Source organism: Sodaliphilus sp. (genome assembly GCF_045598405.1).
Lineage (GTDB): Bacteria > Bacteroidota > Bacteroidia > Bacteroidales > Muribaculaceae > Sodaliphilus > Sodaliphilus limicaballi.
In genome coordinates this window covers 1-20,133 of the sequence record NZ_JAZLLZ010000201.1, presented here as the reverse complement: position 1 = coordinate 20,133, position 20,133 = coordinate 1, and the positions used below count along the sequence as shown (strand labels likewise).

General features: G+C 51.6%; 11 protein-coding genes. 8 read left to right on the top strand and 3 right to left on the bottom strand.

Annotated features, from left to right (window positions below; all coding sequences use genetic code 11):
• Positions 1-374 precede the first annotated feature (374 nt).
• Genes ACKI3C_RS13265 through ACKI3C_RS13255 form a run of 3 tightly spaced genes read right to left on the bottom strand, consistent with a single transcriptional unit; the run spans position 375 to position 4,617 of the window.
• The gene (locus ACKI3C_RS13265) at positions 375-1,646 is read right to left on the bottom strand and encodes a metallophosphoesterase (protein ID WP_407405865.1); all 1,272 of its coding nucleotides are present in this window, start codon (positions 1,644-1,646) and stop codon (positions 375-377) included.
• A gap of 26 nt (positions 1,647-1,672) precedes the next feature.
• On the bottom strand, positions 1,673-4,138 hold the full coding sequence (locus tag ACKI3C_RS13260) for a family 20 glycosylhydrolase (RefSeq protein ID WP_407405863.1): 2,466 nt from the start codon (positions 4,136-4,138) through the stop codon (positions 1,673-1,675).
• Positions 4,135-4,617 (bottom strand): low molecular weight protein-tyrosine-phosphatase, encoded by a 483-nt coding sequence (locus tag ACKI3C_RS13255; protein WP_407405861.1) that lies wholly within the window; start codon positions 4,615-4,617, stop codon positions 4,135-4,137. Before ACKI3C_RS13255 ends, ACKI3C_RS13260 begins: the two co-directional genes overlap by 4 nt.
• A gap of 497 nt (positions 4,618-5,114) precedes the next feature.
• Between ACKI3C_RS13255 and ACKI3C_RS13250 the strand changes: the two genes are divergently transcribed.
• The 8 genes from ACKI3C_RS13250 to ACKI3C_RS13215 all read left to right on the top strand — a co-directional run bounded on the left by ACKI3C_RS13250 (position 5,115) and on the right by ACKI3C_RS13215 (position 19,845).
• The gene (locus tag ACKI3C_RS13250; protein WP_407405859.1) at positions 5,115-6,011 is read left to right on the top strand and encodes a PD-(D/E)XK nuclease family transposase; all 897 of its coding nucleotides are present in this window, start codon (positions 5,115-5,117) and stop codon (positions 6,009-6,011) included.
• Positions 6,012-6,049: 38 nt separating this feature from the next.
• Entirely contained in the window at positions 6,050-7,261 is a 1,212-nt protein-coding gene (locus tag ACKI3C_RS13245; RefSeq protein ID WP_407405857.1) for a DUF4105 domain-containing protein, read from the top strand.
• A gap of 1,043 nt (positions 7,262-8,304) precedes the next feature.
• Entirely contained in the window at positions 8,305-9,633 is a 1,329-nt protein-coding gene (gene ffh / locus ACKI3C_RS13240) for a signal recognition particle protein (protein ID WP_407405855.1), read from the top strand.
• Positions 9,634-9,699: 66 nt separating this feature from the next.
• Entirely contained in the window at positions 9,700-12,033 is a 2,334-nt protein-coding gene (locus ACKI3C_RS13235) for a C10 family peptidase (RefSeq protein ID WP_407405853.1), read from the top strand.
• A 119-nt stretch (positions 12,034-12,152) separates the two neighbouring features.
• On the top strand, positions 12,153-15,056 hold the full coding sequence (locus ACKI3C_RS13230; protein WP_407405851.1) for a leucine-rich repeat protein: 2,904 nt from the start codon (positions 12,153-12,155) through the stop codon (positions 15,054-15,056).
• A 158-nt stretch (positions 15,057-15,214) separates the two neighbouring features.
• Complete coding sequence (locus ACKI3C_RS13225) at positions 15,215-17,578, top strand: C10 family peptidase (protein WP_407405849.1); 2,364 nt, start codon at positions 15,215-15,217, stop codon at positions 17,576-17,578.
• 124 nt (positions 17,579-17,702) lie between these two features.
• Positions 17,703-18,578, top strand: a complete 876-nt coding sequence (gene folD / locus ACKI3C_RS13220) for a bifunctional methylenetetrahydrofolate dehydrogenase/methenyltetrahydrofolate cyclohydrolase FolD (RefSeq protein ID WP_407405847.1) — start codon at positions 17,703-17,705, stop codon at positions 18,576-18,578.
• A gap of 199 nt (positions 18,579-18,777) precedes the next feature.
• Positions 18,778-19,845, top strand: coding sequence for a CapA family protein (locus ACKI3C_RS13215; RefSeq protein WP_407405845.1), 1,068 nt, complete (start codon positions 18,778-18,780; stop codon positions 19,843-19,845).
• The last annotated feature ends 288 nt before the right edge of the window (positions 19,846-20,133 follow it).

Below are 20,133 nucleotides of genomic sequence, written 5' to 3'. Positions count from 1 at the left end.
CCGATTAGCGTCCTGCTGGACGCGGTGCTTCTTGCATTTCTTTCCCCCACCGCCACTACGTTCGGCGGTGGGGGTTATTCAGATATTGTCCTTCCGGACAACAAATTAGCAACAATTACATAAACAAGCGAAACTTGAATTTCTAATAATAATGTTGTTTTTTTTGTTTTTTGGCTGTGTGAGAGAAGAAAAGCCCGACAGGGTGATGGCATGTGTTTGTGATTTTGCGGGGAGCGAAGCTCACTGGCGAAATCACAAACGCATGACATCAATGGCGACAGCCATCTTCTCTTACACAGCGGTTTATTTCTGTTTTTGTCCTTTGCCCCAGCATTTAAGGCATAAAACCCTAATCCAATACTCGGTGGGAGAAATTATTTTGCCTTGACTTCAACCGTGTCAAGCTCATTGCCGTTGCGGTCTAGGAGGGTGAGTGAGATGCGGCGGTCGTTGACTTTCATGTTGAGTGCTCCCACGGTCTTGCCGCCCTCGGTGAAACGGTACTTGATGAGGTCTTGGTTATAGGTGAGCACACTGTCCATGTCCTGGCCACGCTCGTCGTCGGCCGACGGTGTCTGCACATAGACCGTGCCTCGGGTGCCATCGGTCTCCTTGCCATCATAGAGGCAGCCAGTGCGGGCATAGATATGGTTATTCCCGCTTAAAGCGAGATCTACGCCCAGTTCGTCAAATATTTTGCTCCATCGTCCATATTGCGACGTCTTGCCATTAACGCCATTGAACCACTGATAGTGCTCGCACACGATGACGTAACGTGGCGGATTGCTGCCACGGCGGGCATCGGTTACCACCTTGCGCAGCCACTGAGCTGCGGTGTCAAATCCCGTGCTGTCACGCATCTCCTCATTGTTGAGCATCACAAACATGGCATTGCCATAGCGAAAATGGTAGCACACGCCCTCCTGCCCCTTGTAGCCATTGCGCGGCACATAGTTGGCATCGCGAAAGAAGTCGCTTGTGCACTTTTCATATCCTCGCGACATGTTGTCGTGGTTGCCGTTGAGGCCTGCCCACATATATTTTGAGAAATAAGGATGCTTATAGAGGTCAACCCAGAACGACCAGCTGCCTCCCCAGGCACACACATCGCCCAAGTGCAGCACCCAGTCAATTGACGAGTCATATTTCTCGACCTGCCCTAGCATGTCCATAGCAGCACGAGTGCGACCTGGCAGCGGGGTATAGTTGTGGAAATCGCTGATGATGCAGCACGACCACTCCTGCCCAGCGGCAGGTGCAGTCCTGAACGAGTAAACCTCGCTGGCGGGGGTGCCGTCGTCTCTAATGATGCGGTAAAGATAGTCCGTTCCGGGAGTGAGACCGCTCAACGTGGCTCCACACTTGATGAACACCGGCGTTTCAATGAAGTTTTCGCCATTGGGACGCTTGGATGAGATGCTGTCAAACGTGAAGCACTGGTTTTCGCAGGACGGCCTGGCATAAGACAGAGCCTCGGGCCAGCTAGCGAGCGCATATTCGACACAAGTGCCTTCTTCCATGGCAGCCCAACTCACGTTGACCTGTGTGGCACAATCCTCGCCGGGGCACGTGATGATTGACTCCACCTGGGCATTCATAGTAGAAAACACCCGGGCTAACAGTAATGCTATAACTAGTCGTTTCATGACGAAAATTAAGAATATCCAGATATTTACTTAAATAGATAAGTGGTGAGGCTCTCCTTGCCCAGATAATAAGCCTTGGCCTTGATCACCTTGTAATCACCCACCTTGACGGGAGCAGTCCACACTTCGCTCTGCGCCGTGGGTTCACTACCATCTAGCGTGTAGCGTATCACCATGCCCGAATACTTGGCATTAGCCAGCAACATGCCATTTTCTACTTTGAGTCCAGGCATACCGATGCGGAAGTTATACCCTTTGGCTTGCAAAATGGGCAGTTCCACCGCACCTATCTTGTTATTATACTGTAACCGAGCAGCCTCATAGGCTTGCACGTCGTTCAGATTGGCAGCCCATGCCGGGACAGCAGTCCATCCTCGCTCGGCAACGCCGAACACCTTGGGCAAGGTGAGATACTGCACCTGGTCGAAGCTGCGCAGGGTCTCGCCCCACAACTGCGCCTGCACGCCTATCACGTTGGCTTTGTTATGAAGGGCAGGCTTGCCGTCGCCATTGTGCACCACATCGATGGGAGAGCCGTCGTAGGCTGTGCGTGCGCTAGCATATATGTTCCATGGCAGAGCGCTCCACGAGTCAAACTCATCTACCTTGCCGCCCCAGTGCAGACCCTGGTCATACTGGTGCCAGCTGTAGCCCATATCCATGTAGAAATTGGTCACATTAGAGAGAATCACCGGATATCCGTCGTTAGCCAGGCTGTAAGGCACCACGTCGCGGCTGCCCACAGTGCTCCAAGCGTTGATGCCGGCAAAGCGCTTGGTCATCTTGGCGTTCCACTCTGCGCTATGGTCGAGGGCGACCTCTTGCCAGCCCTCGATGAGGATGCCGCGCTTGTAGAGGATGTCGCTGATGCGGGAAATGTAATACTCGTTCACCTCGTGAGCGTTCTTGAGGTTCTCACGCTTCATGAGAGCTTGCACGGCGGGCGATTGATCCCAAGCGCCACGAGCCACCTCGTCGCCGCCCAGATGCACGATATCGAGTTTGAGACCGGCTTCCTTATACATTAATTCCAGTTCGGCCACCACCTTATCAACGAAGTTATACACACCATTGCCAGCCACATCGAGCACATTGTCGTGATAACTCTGTGCCGAGGTATATACACTCGTGTTCTCGTCTTCCCATATCTTGTATTGCTCGGCCTTGGCCCTGTCGGTGGCAATATACTTGTCATAACGGTTTTTCATCGCCACGATGGCAGCACGCGCATGTCCCGGGGTCTCAATCTCTGGAATCACCTTAATGCCACGCGCCGTGGCATACTTGAGCAGGTCGATCATCTGCTTGCGGGTGAGAAATCCGTTAGCGCTCTGACTCGGGTCATTAGGATTGCCGTTGCCATCAAAGATTTGTGCCAAGTAGCCCTTCTCGTTGAGCGTGCACCCGCGACGCGAAGCCACCTCGGTGAGTTCGGGGAGTCCGGGGATTTCAAGACGCCATGCCTCGTCGTCGGTAAAGTGGAACTGCAAGCGGTTGAGCTTGTAATAAGCCATCAGGTCAATGAAACGCTTGAGGTCGTCTAAACCATAGAAATTGCGGGCGATGTCGGTCATGTAGCCACGATAGTGCAAGTCAGGGAAGTCAACAATGCTCGCATTCTGCAAGTTGCGTCCCTTGCTGTGGTCGAGGGCTGCAACGAGGGTCTTAACGCCGTTCATAGCACCCTCTTGGCTAGCACCCACGATGGTAACTCGCCCGTCATTGACTTCGAGGGTATAATACTCATGATTCTGGCTGATGCCACCTTTCACCTTCACTGCAATCACAGTCTTCTGTCCGCCTGTGGCATAGATGCCGCGTTTCTTCAACTCGGCTTTAAGCAACTTGCCAGCGGCACCTCCACCCTTCACAGTCACAAGGTTTCCCACATGGGTCACCCCATTCTTGAGGTCAATCTGCTTGGGTTCAGGGAATATATCATAGTCATTGCCGGTATAGGCATCACCTATGCAATTAATTGAAGCGTTGTAGTCATACATGAACTTGCCATCGGGGTAAGCAGCATGGTTCACCCACTGCCCGGGACGTGCCAACTCGGCGCGCACGATGGGAGCCGCCTGCGGAGCGGCTGTGTTGCCGTCGATCACCACATGGCCTCCGGCTGGCATGTAGCAACTGTTGACCATAGTGCCCTTCATGAGCATGTCCACCACCAGCGAGTCGCCAGGGGCAAGCGGTTGATAACCAGCAGCAGGAGTTATCTGATAGTAAGTGGTCGATACCTCCTTCATGCTCACCAGGCTGCCCTCGGGCAACTTAAACGAGCGAGAGAACTGGTTGAAGTAAAACTGCCAGTTGCCGTCCAGCATCTTGTCGCTCACGTTCTTGAAAATGAAACGCGAACTGTAGTAACCAGGTTCGGCATTGTTCTGCCCCATTTCCCAACACACATCGACGGGCGACTGTGCCATGGTTGCCAACGCTACGAGAGCACTTGCAACGGCAGTTGCGGCTTTATGGATATTCTTCATATTAATTTGTTTTTCTTGATGTAGTCTAGCAAGTTAGCGCAAGCGTCCTCCACTAGGTCGAGCGCTAGTTCAAAGTCTTCGGGTCCGCCATAATAGGGATCGGGGACGTAGCTATGCTTCTGGCCTGGGGACAGATAGTCACCCATCATCACCAGTCGATGCGTGATGTCGGTGCGTGCCATCCATTTGAGGTCGCGCGCGTTGCCGTCGTCCATCGCAACTATCATGTCAAAGTGGGTAAAATCGCTTTGCACCACAGGACGGCTGCGGTGCGTGAGGTCATAACCGCGACGAGCTGCATGACGACGCATGCGGTGGTCGGGCAACTGCCCCTGATGACCGCCGTAGGTTCCTGCCGAATCCACTTCAATAACTGAGTCAAGCCCCTCATCCTCAATGAGACGCTGCATCACGCCATGAGCAGCCGGAGACCGGCAAATATTGCCCAAACACACGAATAGTATCTTGTATTTTTCCATCACCCACAAAGATAGTGATTTTTGACGAAAAACAAAAGACGAAAGACGAAAAAGATGAAAAACGAAAGGATGAAGGATGAAGGATGAAGGATGATTTCAGTGCGGCCCCTCCGAGGCCGATAGTTTCATGTCCCCTTCTCCGGCGGTCTGACGCCCCCCGGTTACGATGCAATAAGGCGGTTTCACCGCCTACACCGCCTACACCACAACCCTAGCCGTCACCCCCTCGCGCACCGGCAGTATCACTAACCAGACCGAACATGCCTTAAAGCGTATCATACTTGACGGGGAACCCGTCGCACTGCATCGTAACCGATGGTCGCCAGACCGTCGGACAGGGAGCCAGACCATCGGATGGAAACCATCTACCAATCGACCTCGGCAGAGGTCGCACTGCATCGTAACCGATTCTAAAATAAACTTTTTATGGTCAAAAATTGTGAGTTACATGATATTTTTGTATCTTTGCATAATATTAGGTAGATAAGGATATTAACATGGAAGCATCTCAATTCATAAGATTTGACTGGGCAATGAAGCGGCTGCTGCGCGACAAGGCCAACTACGGTGTGCTTGAAGGCCTCATCACCACTTTGCTAGGCAAGAAAATACGCATCAACAAACTCCTTGAGAGCGAAAGCAACATGGAGTACGACGACGACAAGCAGAACCGTGTAGATATTCTCGCCGAGGACGAAAACGGCGAGCTGCTTCTCATTGAGGTTCAGAACGAGAACGAGTTTGCCTATTTCCAGCGTATGCTTTTCGGAACATCAAAACTTGTCACTGAATACATCAACCGAGGACAAGGCTACGAAAACATACGCAAGGTGTATAGCATCAACATCGTGTATTTCCAACTTGGAACCGGAACCGATGTTGTATATCATGGCAAAACTGAATTCCGTGGCATACACAATGGGGACGTCTTGTCTCTGTCTCCATTCCAGCGCCAGAAGTTCCAGGTGGACGAAGTGAGCGAATTATATCCGGAGTATTTCATCCTCAAAGTGAACGACTTCAACCGCTGGTCACGCGTACCTCTTGAGCAATGGCTATATGTGCTCAGTACAGGCGAAATCCCCGATGATGCCGATGCTCCCGGGTTGAGCGAAGCTCGTGAAAAATTCCGCCTCGCGCGCATGACAAAGGCTGAACTTGACGCCTACTATCGCCACTTGGATAACATAGTGATTTTGCAGGACAACATCACCACAGCTCGCGGCGAAGGTCGTGCCGAAGGTCGTGCCGAAGGACGTGCCGAGGGTGTTGAGATAGGAGAACAACGCAACAAAATCGCCATTGCAGCATCAATGAAAGCTGATGGTATGCCCATTGAACTTATTCAGAAATACACTAGTCTTTCTGTTGACGAGATTAATAAGATACCTTGATAATTTTGGGCTAATTGATTAGCATAAAATATTGTGATTTGAAGAAACTTACTTACATATTGTCCGTCGCAATCTTGCTGATGGCGTGTCCATTGCGGAGCAATGCAGTCCCCAAGGGGTATGTCTTGCAACCCGACAGCAGCAACTTCATCACCAGCAGTCTCATCGTGGTGTCGCCTGGCGAAAACATCTACTCGGCCCTGGGCCACTGTGCCATAAGGCTTGAGTGCCCCATGCACGACCTAGACTACTGCTTCTCGTTCGGCACCAACACTGCCACCGATGCCGACATACTCAAATTCTTTGCAGGACAGCTCGAGGCTGGATACATTGCCATTCCCACACAGATGATCATGCAGGATTACCAGACGGAAGGACGAGAGGTGAAGCAAGTGGAACTTAACCTCACCTTGCACGAGCAACAACGCATGTGGGAGATGCTTGACAAGGATATGTTGGAAGGCGACTACCGCAAGTTCAACTACTTGAACAACAACTGCTCGTCAATGTCGCTATATGCCACCGAGTGGAGCCTTATCAACGAACAGATTCAGTTCAACAAATGGCCTGAACCCATGACATGGAACAACGGACGCTGCGCACGCTTCCATGGCCGACACCGCCCGTGGCTGAATTTCATCAACGTCACACTTATGGGATGCCTCACCGATGACTTCACCGACCAAGAGCAACGCATCTCGCCCGAGGTTATCATCGAAGTGCTCAACAATGCCTCTATCGTGCCCAACGACAGCACTCCGGCACGACCAGTTTTAAAGGCAGCCCCCGTTACACTGCTACCGCTCAAGCACGAAATCACAACATCTCCTTTCACCCCGATGGTTGTATTCGGCATCTTGCTGGCACTCGTCGTCACAATAACCATAATAGAATGGACAACTAAATGGAAATTGCCAGCCAAAGCCATTGACTACCTGCTATTTGTAGCACACGTCATCATTTCGCTGCTATTACTTTACATGAGCACCGTGGCATGTCTATTCGGTATGCACTGGAATTGGTATTTAGTCGTATTCAACCCCATTCCGGCAATAGCATGGTTGCTATGGCGAAAGAACAAAAGTTACAATAACCTTTACTTGGTTTACACCATTGTACTGATTGCATTTGTGGCAATAACACCGCTGAGCGAGCAACTTGACATGGAACACCAGTTCATCACCCTCGCGCTTGCAGTGAGATGTGCCAGCAACTATCTTCATGGCCGAAAGAAAACCCAATTAAGATAGATTCCAATATAGTAGTGTCCGGTTAAAATTGTGAGAGTTGTTCTAACTTTTCCAAACACTGTCAGTTACGACACTTTGGTATAACCGGTGCATGGTATAGAATAAAAAAAAATGATTTTTTAGTTTATATGGCTCACGCCAAGAACCATGCTCAAGGGAGTGAGCAGCGGTAAGCGGGCAAAGCCCGTGCCGCGACCAGCGAACCTCCCTTAAAATGGAGGACTCCGTCCTCAAAATGATAATACACTATCTGTGAGGCAATTCCATTTTGCTTGCAGAGCAAGCTATTTTCTAAGCTAAGCATAAAAATTATAATAAAAATATTTTCTTTTTTTTTACCGGACAACAATAATTCCAGTACATAACCCCAACACATAGAATCCCCATTGTCCAACGAGACCAATGGGGATTCTTGCTGTTATGAGACATCGTGGTATCACAAAGTACGACTATCAATACCCGAGCGTAGCGAGCTCGGCAGAGTGAGCAGCGGACAGTGGGCAAAGCCCGTGCCGCTCCAGACAGTCCAGGCGGTATAGTAGGCGGTCCAGTTGTAGTAAGCGGTGTAGTAGGCGGTCCAGTAGGGCTGTAGTAAGCGGTGTAGTAAGCTAAGCAGAGACAGTCCAGGCGGTGTAGTAGGCGGTATAGTAGGCGGTCCAGTAGAGCTGTAGTAAGCGGTGTAGTAAGCTAAGTAGAGACAGTCCAGGCGGTGTAGTAGGCGGTATAGTAGGCGGTCCAGTAGAGCTGTAGTAAGCGGTGTAGTAAGCTAAGTAGAGACAGTCCAGGCGGTGTAGTAGGCGGTGGAACCGCCTTATTGCATCGTAACCGGCGGACGAAGTCCGTCGGAGAAGGGAATATAAAACTATCGGCCTCGGAGGGGCCGCATTGAAATCCTTCATCCTTCATCCCTCCTCCTTCATCCCTCCTCCTTCATCCTTAATCTTTCATCGTTTTTTCGCTTTTCGTCTTTCGTCTTTCGCAAAAAATCACTATCTTTGCACTCTATTATGTACTTTATTGAAAATAAATAATAACTAAGATATATGTTTGACAATTTATCAGAGAAACTTGAACGGTCATTTAAACTGCTCAAGGGACAGGGCCAGATCACAGAGATCAACGTGGCCGAGACTCTTAAAGAGGTGCGTCGCGCGCTTATCGATGCCGACGTTGAGTATAAGGTAGCAAAACAGTTTGTCGATACAGTTAAGGCCAAGGCAATGGGTGCCAACGTGATCAACGCCCTCAAGCCTAGCGAGCTCATGGTGAAAATCGTGCATGACGAACTTGCCGAGCTCATGGGTGGCGAGGCAGTGGGTCTCAACATCGAGGCACAGCCTGGCAAGCCCGCTATCATCCTGATGGCCGGTCTCAATGGTGCCGGTAAGACAACCATGAGCGGTAAGCTCGCCCTCATGCTCAAGAACCAGAAGCGCAAACCGCTGCTTGCTGCCTGCGACACCTTCCGCCCCGCTGCGATGGAGCAGCTGCGCGTGCTCGCCGAGCAGGCCGAGGTGCCCATCCACCTGGAGCAGGGTGCTACCGACCCCGTGGCAGTGGCATTGAATGCCATCGAGCAGGCTAAAGCCGAAGGACACGACGTGGTTATCGTCGATACCGCCGGCCGCCAGTCTATCGACGAGGAACTCATGGTGCAGATCAGGAACCTCAAGGACGCCGTCAACCCCAGCGAGACATTGCTGGTCATCGACGCGATGATCGGCCAGGAGGCTGTGAACACCGCCAAGATTTTCAACGAGCGACTCGAGATCGACGGCGTGATTCTCACCAAGCTCGATGGTGACACCCGTGGTGGTGCTGCCCTCTCAGTGCGTCACACCGTGAACAAGCCCATCAAGTTTGTGGGTATAGGCGAGAAACTCGATGCCATCGACCCCTTCCGCCCCGCCGGTATGGCCGACCGCATCCTGGGCATGGGTGATATCGTTTCGTTCGTTACACGCATGCAACAGCAGTATGACGAGGAAGAGGCTCGCAAGCTGCAGAAAAAACTTGCCAAGAACCAGTTTGACTTCGATGACTTCCTCAAACAGATAGGCCAAATCAAGAAGATGGGTAACATCAAGGACCTCGCGTCGATGATCCCCGGCGTGAGCAAGGCAATCAAGGACGTTGAAATCGACGACAACGCATTCAAGGGCATTGAAGCCATCATCTACTCTATGACCCCCTACGAGCGCAAGCACCCCGAGGTGATCAACGGCTCACGTCGCCAGCGCATCGCCAAGGGTAGCGGAACCAGCCTGCAAGAAGTGAACCGACTGCTCAAGCAGTTTGAGGCTACGCGCAAGATGATGCATCAGGTTTCTACAATGAAGAATCCAATGAAGATGATGCGCGGCCGCCGCTGATTTTTCAATAAACTAGAAGTTCTGGATTATTTAGATGTTCTAGATGGTCCAGAACTTTTTTAGAAGATGAATATACGCTTGCACCTATCGCTCATGCTGTACATCATGTGTACACTTGCTGTCGCCACGCCTTTGTCGCGGCAACAGGCCCTTATGCGCGTGCAAGCTGTGCTGGGCCGTGAAGTGGCTGCGGCAAGGGCTCCGCTGGCGGCACGAGCAAACCAAGCCACATCTCCCTACTACATCTTCGGCGGCGAGAACTCGTTTGTCATCGCATCGGGCGACGACCGCCTTCCGGCAGTGCTGGGTTATAGCGACAACAGCGTCATCGACCCTAACGACATGCCCGAGGGGCTGAAACTGCTGCTTGAACAATATGAGCACATGACAGCCACCGGCACTATCTACAAGCATAACTCCGGCACACTGCCAGGACATGCCATTGCGCCATTGATCAAGACACGATGGGGACAACTCGCCCCGTTCAACAAGATGTGCCCTGCACTAGACACGCTGGGCAATCATGCCAACACCGGCGGCGTGGCAACTGCCATGGCACAAATCATGAGGTTCTTCTACTGGCCTAGCAGGACTACTATTGACTTACCGGCCTACATTTCCTACGACCTAATGATAGAAGTGCCTGCTATCGAGAACGAGCCTTTCCCGCTGTGGAACAACATCAAGGAATACTACTACGCCACCGACATCGACTCAACTGCCGTGGCAGTAGCCCAACTGATGAGGTTTTGCTCACAATCGGTCAAAACCAACTTCAGCTCCAGTTCCACATCAACGCTGGCCAACGCTGTGCCGGCACTGGTAAACTACTTCAACTATGCCAACACCGCCCGCTACGTTCAACGCAAGCAATTCACCGCACAGCAATGGGCGCAGATGCTTCGCAACGAGATTGCAGCACGCCGGCCTGTCATCTACCGCGCACAGCGGCACGATGGCGTGGGACAGGCGTTTCTGTGTGATGGCATCGACGAGAATGGCCTGGTGCACATCAACTGGGGATGGCAAGGCAGCGGAGACGGATATTTCAGACTCACCGAAATCAACCCCAACGACTCCATTGGCAGCGACGCCTATGGGCTAGAAGCAGCCATGGTGATAGGCATTCAATCTACCAAATTCATCGACCCCGCTCCCGTTCCCAGCGTGCTGTCGTTCCACAGCTTGTCGCTGCCCCTAACGCAGTACACACGCCCGTCTTCCAGCGATGCCTTCGACGGAGTCATCATCAACGGACGCTTCACTAACGCCACATTCACCATCGACAACTTCGACCTGGGATTTGCCTTGCACGACAGTTCGGGCAACTGCGTCAAGACGTTCTCATGTGCCACTATCAACAAATTAGCGCCCACCTATGGCGTGACGCGCGACTGGACCGTGAACATAGGTTCCGATCTCGCGCCTGGTCACTACTCCATCAGGCCGGTGAGCCGTGTGAGCGGCAGTGAGCAGTGGCATTTGTGCACAGGCAGCGATGGCTACTGGATTGACGCCCATGTTGACGGCAACGTCCTCACTCTCACGCCCCAAGGCAATGCCGCGACGGGGCTCGTGAGAATCGACAACGTGACCATGACAGGAACGATGCAGGCAAGACGTGCTGTTGAGGCTTCCGTTTCGGTAACCAACATAGGCGAGCGCGAATTCAATTACATCTACCTGCTTCTCGACGGCACCTGTGTCACAGCAGCGACTTGCGAAATGGCGCAGGGCGACAGAGACACGGTGACGATGCGCTTCACACCCGCCGAGGCGGGAAACCACGAGGTGATGCTGGCACTCGACCGCAATGGCGAGTCACCGTTGTGGCACGGCAACGTCAACACAATAGACCCAGTGAATGCCCAACTGGAATTCAGCAACATGAAACTAGCCGACATGCGAACAGGGCGCATCATCGTGAGCGGCACAATGAGCGTCACCGCCAAGGTAACCAACAAGGGCACACAGCCCTTTGACGATGTGGTTGTTGCACAATTCTACCGGCAGACCACCAAACGCGACAGCGTGCTGCACGCCACCTGCACACAGGCTTTAAAACTGGCTCCTGGCGAGGCGGCTACGATAACGATCAATGCCGAACACCTCAACGGCGACGAACTGTATAACGTGGCATTGGGCTACTATGACGCATCCACGCTGGTGCATGCCATCTCATCGCCTTTCTACACTATGCTGGGCGACCTCAAAGCCGGTGACCTCAATGGTGACCGGGCTATCGACATCAAAGACGTGAGCCTGCTCATCAACGAACTGCTGGGACGACCGCCCATCATGGACTATGAAGGCCGGCAAGACGTCAACAACGACGGTTCTGTAGATGTGAACGACCTCAATCGCAACATCAACACCGTACTAGGCAAGGACTACAAATAGCTGCTTAACAGAGCACAGTTTTAATTATTTTGCTATCATTCAGCAAGTTTTTGACATAATTTGATTATCTTTGCATTTTGCATTAGTATATTTTGAATTAACAACTAAAATCAAACTATATGAAGAAACTATTTTTCAGCATTATCATGGCATTAGTTGCTGTTCAGGCATGGGCTGTAGCATCAGTAGGCACCATGTTTACCGATGGCGACCTTGCTTATCGCGTTCTTAATACTGGCAGCGACGACACCTACCCCTCGGTGCGTGTCATCGGCTTTAGCGCCACTGGCGAAAAAAAGACTTCGGTACAGCTCACTATCCCCGCTTATGCGACCTTCAACGGCGAGACCTATGCGGTCAAGAATGTTGACCCCTCGGCGTTCAAGGGCAAGACTTCTATCACCGGCGTGAGATTCATGTATGGTGTCCACACTATTGATGCCAGTGCATTTGAAAACTGCACCAACATCACTTACGCCGACATTCCCAGTTCTATGCTCTTCATCTACGGCAAGGCATTTGCAGGATGCACCAAGCTGGCAAAGGTATATTATGCTCTGCCCGACCCCACCGGACGCGTCATCAACAGCGATGCGTTCCCCAGCAACTCGGGCATGACACTCTATGTGCCCAGGACAAATGCAAACTCAGTGGAACTGTACAAGAAAATTCCGGTATTTTCTAAATTTTCAACTGTAACCAAGTCGGCACTGGCTTGTGATTTCTCTATAGGTACTGGCGAAAGGTTGTGCGTGACCAAGGCGCCCACTAAGAGCCAAAAAGGACAAGTAACGATTGTGGGCTTATACGCAAATGCATCAGACTTTACTAATACTAACGGAGTGCTCAAGCGTAGCTCCGCTTACTCTATCGCTCCCTATAAATATGACCTCGTATCAATATGCGATAGTGCATTCGTGAACAACACCTCACTCAAGGGAGTTGACTTCACAGGCTGCAGCACTCTCACTGCTATAGGCGCTGGGGCATTTAACGGCTGTACCGCCCTCACCTCGGTAACTCTCAACACTGGCTTGACTAATATCAAGAATCTTGCATTTGCAGGCTGTACCGCACTCGTCAGCATCACGCTGCCATCAACCGTGTCGTTTGTTAACATGTCGTTTGTCGACGCTTCAACTGCGATGACAACCATCAGTGTCGAGGCGGGCAATAAATACTATATGTCTCACAATGGCATCCTTTACGACAAAAGCGGCAAACTCATACGCTGTCCCGAGGGCAAAGTTGGTTTTTTAAGCAATGGTTACTTCCCTACTACCATCACTACTGTGGAGAGGTACGCCTTTGACCGATGCTCAGGACTCACACGCATCGAGTTGCCCTACGGCGTTAAATCCATAGGTGAATATGCGTTTAGATACTGCTCGGGAATGTCAAACTGCCAAATTCCCAGTTCAGTTAAGACTCTTAGCGCCAATGCATTTAAGGGTTGTACCAACCTCTCCTCTTTGAGCTGCAACCTCGTCACTCCCCCCACGATGAGCAGTACATCATTCGTCGACTGTAAAAAGGCCATCCTCTTTGTGCCCTACGAGGCAATCAGTGCCTATCAGAAAGCCGACTACTGGAAAGACTGGGGCACAGTTCAAAGCGGAGCCTACGACTTTTACAACACATACAGCGGTTACTACACCGGTTACTTTACCGTGATGAGCACCGAGAAGCAGACTATCAGTTCGCCCAAGGAATATGACGGTCGCGCGCGCCTTGTTGTTCAGACTATGCCCGACAATGGCGGCACTATCAACATCCCCGAAATTGCAAAGTTCAACAACAAGAACTATGCTGTTACCAGTGTGGGAGGCAAGGTGATAGGCAGTACCCCCTCGACCAACTATAAAGTGAACATGGGCGTTATGGTCGACACCATTTGCGCCAGTGCTTTCGACGGTCAGTCCCACCTCGTCGAGCTCAACCTGAACCCCAACCTCAAGCGCGTCGAGGCCTATGCATTTAGAAACTGCCGCATCTCCAATGATATTGCTTTCTCTTATGGACTTGATTACCTCGGCTCAAATGCATTCTACGGCAATCCCATCAAGAAGATGCGCATCCCGTCATCGCTGCAAACGATTAATAAGAGCTTTGCCGTTGGCCTCACCAGCCTACAAGTTCTCTACTTCAACAATATCTTCACAGGAACAGGATATGACTTCACTTCAATCCCCAAATCATGCAAACTGTATGTGCCATATAACGGAGTGGCAACTTACAAGGCACACAGCGAGTGGGGAAAAGCTTTCAGTTCTATCGAGGCTGGAGCCTACGACTTTGCCACCAAAGAAAATGCCCCGGAACATATGACAGTCATTTCTAAGGGAAGATTCACAGTGGGTAACGATGTGTATGACGGCAAGGCAAAAATCGTGTACCATCCTGCTCACAAAGAACAAGGTATTAACGAGATCTATGGCAGTCCCTATTTTGAAGACAACACTAACGGTAGCGGCTGGCGCTATGCCATTACCGAGATTGGCGACAGTTGCTTCGCAGGCTGTGAGAACCTCCTTAACGCATATATGCAAAACTTCACCAACCTGGAGAAGATAGGCAAATATGCATTCTATCAGAGTGGTATCAATGGACTTGAACTGCCCGCATCGGTAAAGACTATTGGCAACTATGCGTTTAACAGCTGCAAGAACCTGTATCAAATCACATGCAACGCCACTACACCGCCCACCATTCAGGCAACCACCATCAACACGTCTTACGACAAGACGCTCAAGGTGCCCGATGAAAGCGTCGATGCCTACAAGGCTGCCAACTACTGGAAGAACTTCTACCGCATCATAGGCATTAACGGCACTCCCAGCGGCCAGAAGGGCGACGTGGACGGCAACGGAACTGTTGACATCAACGATGCCAATATCCTCTTCAACATCCTCCTGGGCAAGGACACCGCAAGCAAATACAACGGCCGCGCCGACGTGGATGGCAACGGCACAGTAGATATCACCGATGCAAACCTAATCATCAACATCCTGCTGGGGAAGTGATTCAATTAAAAGTTTAACCGTTTAAAAGTTTAAAGGTTTAATCGAGTTTTCGAGTAATCGAATCATCAATATTTCATTTAAACAGTTAAACCTTTAAACCCTTAAACTTTTAAACTTTTAAACTTTTACAACGATAACTCGATTAAACTTTTACAACAATGATAAAGAAACTCATTTCAAGCACTACATTTGCTCTCGTGGCTGTTGCCATGAGTGCGGCGCCCATCTCGCGCCAGCAGGCGATGAGCCGCGCACAAGCATCCCTTGCCAAGCAAGGCATCGACATCAACGTAGCAAGCATGCAGGCTATGCCCCTCAAGGCACATGGCACACACGCCACTGCAACCCCTGCCTACTATGTGTTTAACTCAAGCAACTCATTTGTCATCGCTGCCGGCGACGACCGCATGCCCGAGGTATTAGGCTACAGCGACAACGGCACCATTGACCCTAACGACATGCCCGACGGCCTCAAGGACCTGCTCGAGTGCTATGAAGTGGAGGTCGCCCATCTGGGTAGCAGCGACGGCATGCCCTTGCCCAATGGCAGCATCTCTCGCACTCCCATCGCCCCCCTGCTCACCAGCAAGTGGGACCAGGGCTCACCGTTCAACAACCTGTGCCCAGTTTACGACGGCACTAACCGCGCAGTGACCGGTTGCGTGGCAACAGCCATGGCACAGGTGATGAACTACTGGAAATGGCCAGCAACCATCAGCAATCCCATCCCAGCTTATACCACAGAGACTAAGGGCATCTCCATGCCAGCACTCAGCGCATCGGGCTTCCCCGGGTTCTCTAACGTGAAGGACTACTACTTCTGGAACCAGAGCGACGCTTCGACCACCGCTGTGGCTAAACTGATGCTCTATGTGGGCCAATCGCTCGAAATGAACTACAACAATTCGTCGGGCGCAGCTACGGCCGATATCCCCACAGCATTGTATAAATATTTCCGCTATGCTAACACAGGACGTTACCTGCGCCGCGAGAACTACACTGCCGAGGAGTGGGCAACTCTCATCTATACCGAACTCGCAGCAAGACGTCCCGTGGTGTACCGCGGTAGCGCCTACAATGGCGGTGGACACTCTTTCGTGTGCGACGGCATGGACGCTAACGGTCTGTTCCACATCAACTGGGGCTGGAACGGTCAGAGCGACGGTTACTTCCTGCTCACCAACCTCAACCCCAGCGACCAGGGCGCAGGCAGCAGCGTGAGCAACGACGGCTACATCGTGGGCTCGGCAATGGTAGTGGGTATCACACCCGAGAACAAGACAACAAGCATCAACGATGCTCCCATGTACTGCACTAACTTTGTCAATGAAAAAGCCACTTACACCCGCAGCAGCTCGGGCCAGTCATTCAGCAACGTGAAGGTGCATTGCGGCATGTATAGCCAGTATCCATCTACAGCCGACATAGACTTCGGCATAGGTCTCTACACCACCTCGGGCACACTCAAGCAAGTGGTTTATTCCGGCTGGTTCAGCCAGTTACCATCAGGCTATGGCAGCACAAATGACTGGACCTTCAATATCCCGTCTTCTATCGCTAACGGAACTTATTACTTGAAACCCATTTGCCGCCTACACAACACCGGCAACTGGGTGCCCTGTGCCGGTGCCAATGTCAACTACTGGCAGGCAACCATCACCACAACGGCATTCACGTTCAAGTCTGATGGCAACAGTGCTGAACCCTCTTACCGCGTCAACAGCGTGACCTACGGCAAGAGAGAAACCAACCGCCCCATTGAGATGGTGATGAACATGACTAACAACAGCAGCAACTACTTCCGTCAGCTCTATATGCTGGTCGATAACAAATGCACCACCGTGGCACAGTGCGCCATTGAGCCTGGACAGACTGGCAACATCACCATGCACATAAGCGCAGCCACAACGGGCTCTCACAGCGTGAAACTGTGTTACGACGAGGGCGGTCAAAACGTCCTGTGGCAGAGCTCTGTTTACATCACCGCAGCACCAGCAGCATCAATCGCGGCAAGCTCTTTCTCGGTAAAGAATGCTGTCTCGGGCAAAATCAATGACAACAAGTTTGCATTCACCACTAAGGTCACCAACAACGGATCTTCAACCTACGACGACTACATCGTGGCACGCATCTTCCGCCGCACAGGCACTAACACCGGCAGCATGGTATCGCAGGAAATAAAGAATGTGTCGATTGCAAGCCGTGGCTCGCAGACGCTGTCGTTTGAATTCCCCGACCTGGTTCAGAACGAGGACTACTTTATATTGATGTACTATTACAGCAACGGACAGCTCACTAATTGCGGCGGCACCGGCTTCTACACCATCCTGGGCGCTTCCTACAAGAAAGGTGACGTGAACGGCGACGGAACTGTTGACATCAACGATGCCAACATCCTCATCAACATCCTCCTGGGCAAAGACACCGCAAGCAAGTACAGCGGCCGCGCCGACGTGGATGGCAACGGCACAGTAGATATCACCGATGCCAACATCCTCATCAACACCCTACTGGGGAAGTAAAGCCCCTCACCACGCCCCCACTCCTTCAGAGAAAGGAGATACAAGGAATAAGGTGTAGCATCCTTTCAAAGCTATAAAGGCTATAAAGGCTATAAAGGCTATAAAAACTCTATAAAAAAAATCAATGGAACTTATCGACGGTAAAAAGATTGCAACCCTCATCAAGCAGGAGATTGCGCAAGAAGTAGAAAACATGATGGCCGAGGGCAAGAAACGCCCTCACCTGGCAGCAGTGCTGGTGGGCCACGACGGTGGCAGCGAGACCTATGTGGCAGCCAAGGTCAAGGCGTGCGAGGAGTGCGGGTTCACCTCCACACTCATCCGCTTTGAGGACGATGTCACCGAGCAAGAACTGCTCGACACTGTGGACCGCCTCAACCGCGACGACGACGTGGACGGCTTCATCGTGCAGCTTCCACTACCCCGCCACATCGACCCGCAGCGAGTGATTGAAGCAATCGACCACCGCAAGGACGTGGACGGCTTTCACCCCGTGAACGTGGGACGCCTCTCGCTGGGACTGCCTTGCTTCAAGAGCGCCACACCGCTGGGCATACTCACCCTGCTCGAGAAAAGCGGCATCGAGACCAGCGGCAAGCACTGCGTGGTGCTGGGTCGAAGCAACATCGTGGGCAAGCCCGTGGCATCTATGCTCATGCAGAAGGCACAACCCGGCAACTGCACTGTCACCGTGTGCCACAGCGCAACGCCTAACATCAAGGAAATCACCCGCCAGGCCGACATCATCATCGCTGCTCTGGGATCTCCGGGATTTGTCACCGAGGACATGGTCAAGGACGGCGTGGTGATCATCGACGTGGGCACTACCCGCGTTCCTGCCGACACTCCCCGAGGGTGGAGACTGCGTGGCGATGTCGATTTCGAGCACGTGGCGCCACATTGCAGCCACATCACACCCGTGCCCGGAGGCGTGGGGCCCATGACCATCGTCTCGCTCATGAAGAATACCCTCCTGGCCGCCCAGCACACTATATATTAACTCAAGTTTCGCAAGCTTCAACTTGAGTGGTTAAGGGTTAAAGGTTAAGGGTTAAAGTGATATGAGATTGGGTGCCATAGGCCATTAACCGCCCCCTGGGCTACATAAGTGATATTTCTATAACCAATAACCTATAACCAATAACCATTCAAATTGAGCAAGTTAGCAACTTGCGAAAGTTGAATAGAATAAGAATACAATGAACTTACTATCCATTTTACTGCTCTCGCTCGTGTCGCTGCTGCAGAGCAACAACGAGGTCGATCTAGTGTTTTTCGGCGATGCCATGCAGCACCAGCCGCAGATCACCGCTGCATTGCAGGCTGGCGGCGACAAGACCTATGACTACTCGGCGTGCTTCAAATATGTAGAAGACGACATCAAGAGCGCCGACTATGCACTGTGCAACCTAGAGTGCACCCTGGGCGGAACGCCCTACAAGGGATACCCATGCTTCAGCGCGCCCGAAACCTATGCCAAGCAGCTTAAAGATGTGGGATTTGACATGCTTTTTACGGCCAATAACCACTGCCTTGACCGCCGTGACGCAGGCCTGCGGCGCACCATCGACCAGCTCGATGCCATGGGCATTCCTCACATAGGCACCTACAAGAACGCAGCAGCGCGCAAGCAGCAAGTGCCCATGATTACTACCATCAAGGGCATCAAGTTTGCCTTTCTCACCTATACCTACGGCACCAACGGCATTCCTGTGCAAGGCGACGTTGTGGTGAACTACATCGACAAGAAAATCATTGCCGCCGACATCGCTGCAGCCCGCCAGAACGGAGCCCAGGTGCTGTGCGTGGCTATGCACTGGGGAGTGGAGTATGTGCTCCAGCCGCCAGCCGAGGTGCGAGACCTCGCCAACTTCCTCGTGGAGCAAGGAGTGGATCTCATCATAGGCGGACACCCGCACGTGGTTGAACCCATGGAGATGCGCCACAGCAACAAGTACAACAAGGACGTCCTGCTCGTCTATAGCCTGGGCAACTTCATCAGCAACATGAACGACATCGACTGTCGTGGCGGTGCTATGCTCAAGGTGACAGTAGGAATGAATGGTGCTAATCCTTCCATCAAGGACCCGCGATACAAACTATTCTACGTGCAGAAGCCCAGCTTCAGAGGCGACAACTACATCGTCATCCCCGAGAACCGTCCCGAACTAGTGCGCGCAGGCGCCAAGCCCGAGTTCGACCGCTTCATGCAACGCGCCCACGACCTCGTCATGAACCACAACAAAGGCGTCCCCCAAGAGAACTAAAAATGATTTAATGCGTAATATCTGGTAGAATTTTCCTGAATATCGAATAAAACCGAGGACTGGTTCCATTAGATCCAGCCCTCGGTTACTATAAATACTATAAATACTAAATGCTATAAACGCTATAAATACTATAAATGCTATAAATACTATAAATACTATAAATACTATAAATACTATAAATGCTATAAATGCTATAAATGCTATAAATGCTATAAATGCTATAAATGCTATAAATGCTATAAATGCTATAAATGCTATAAATGCTATAAATGCTATAAATGCTAT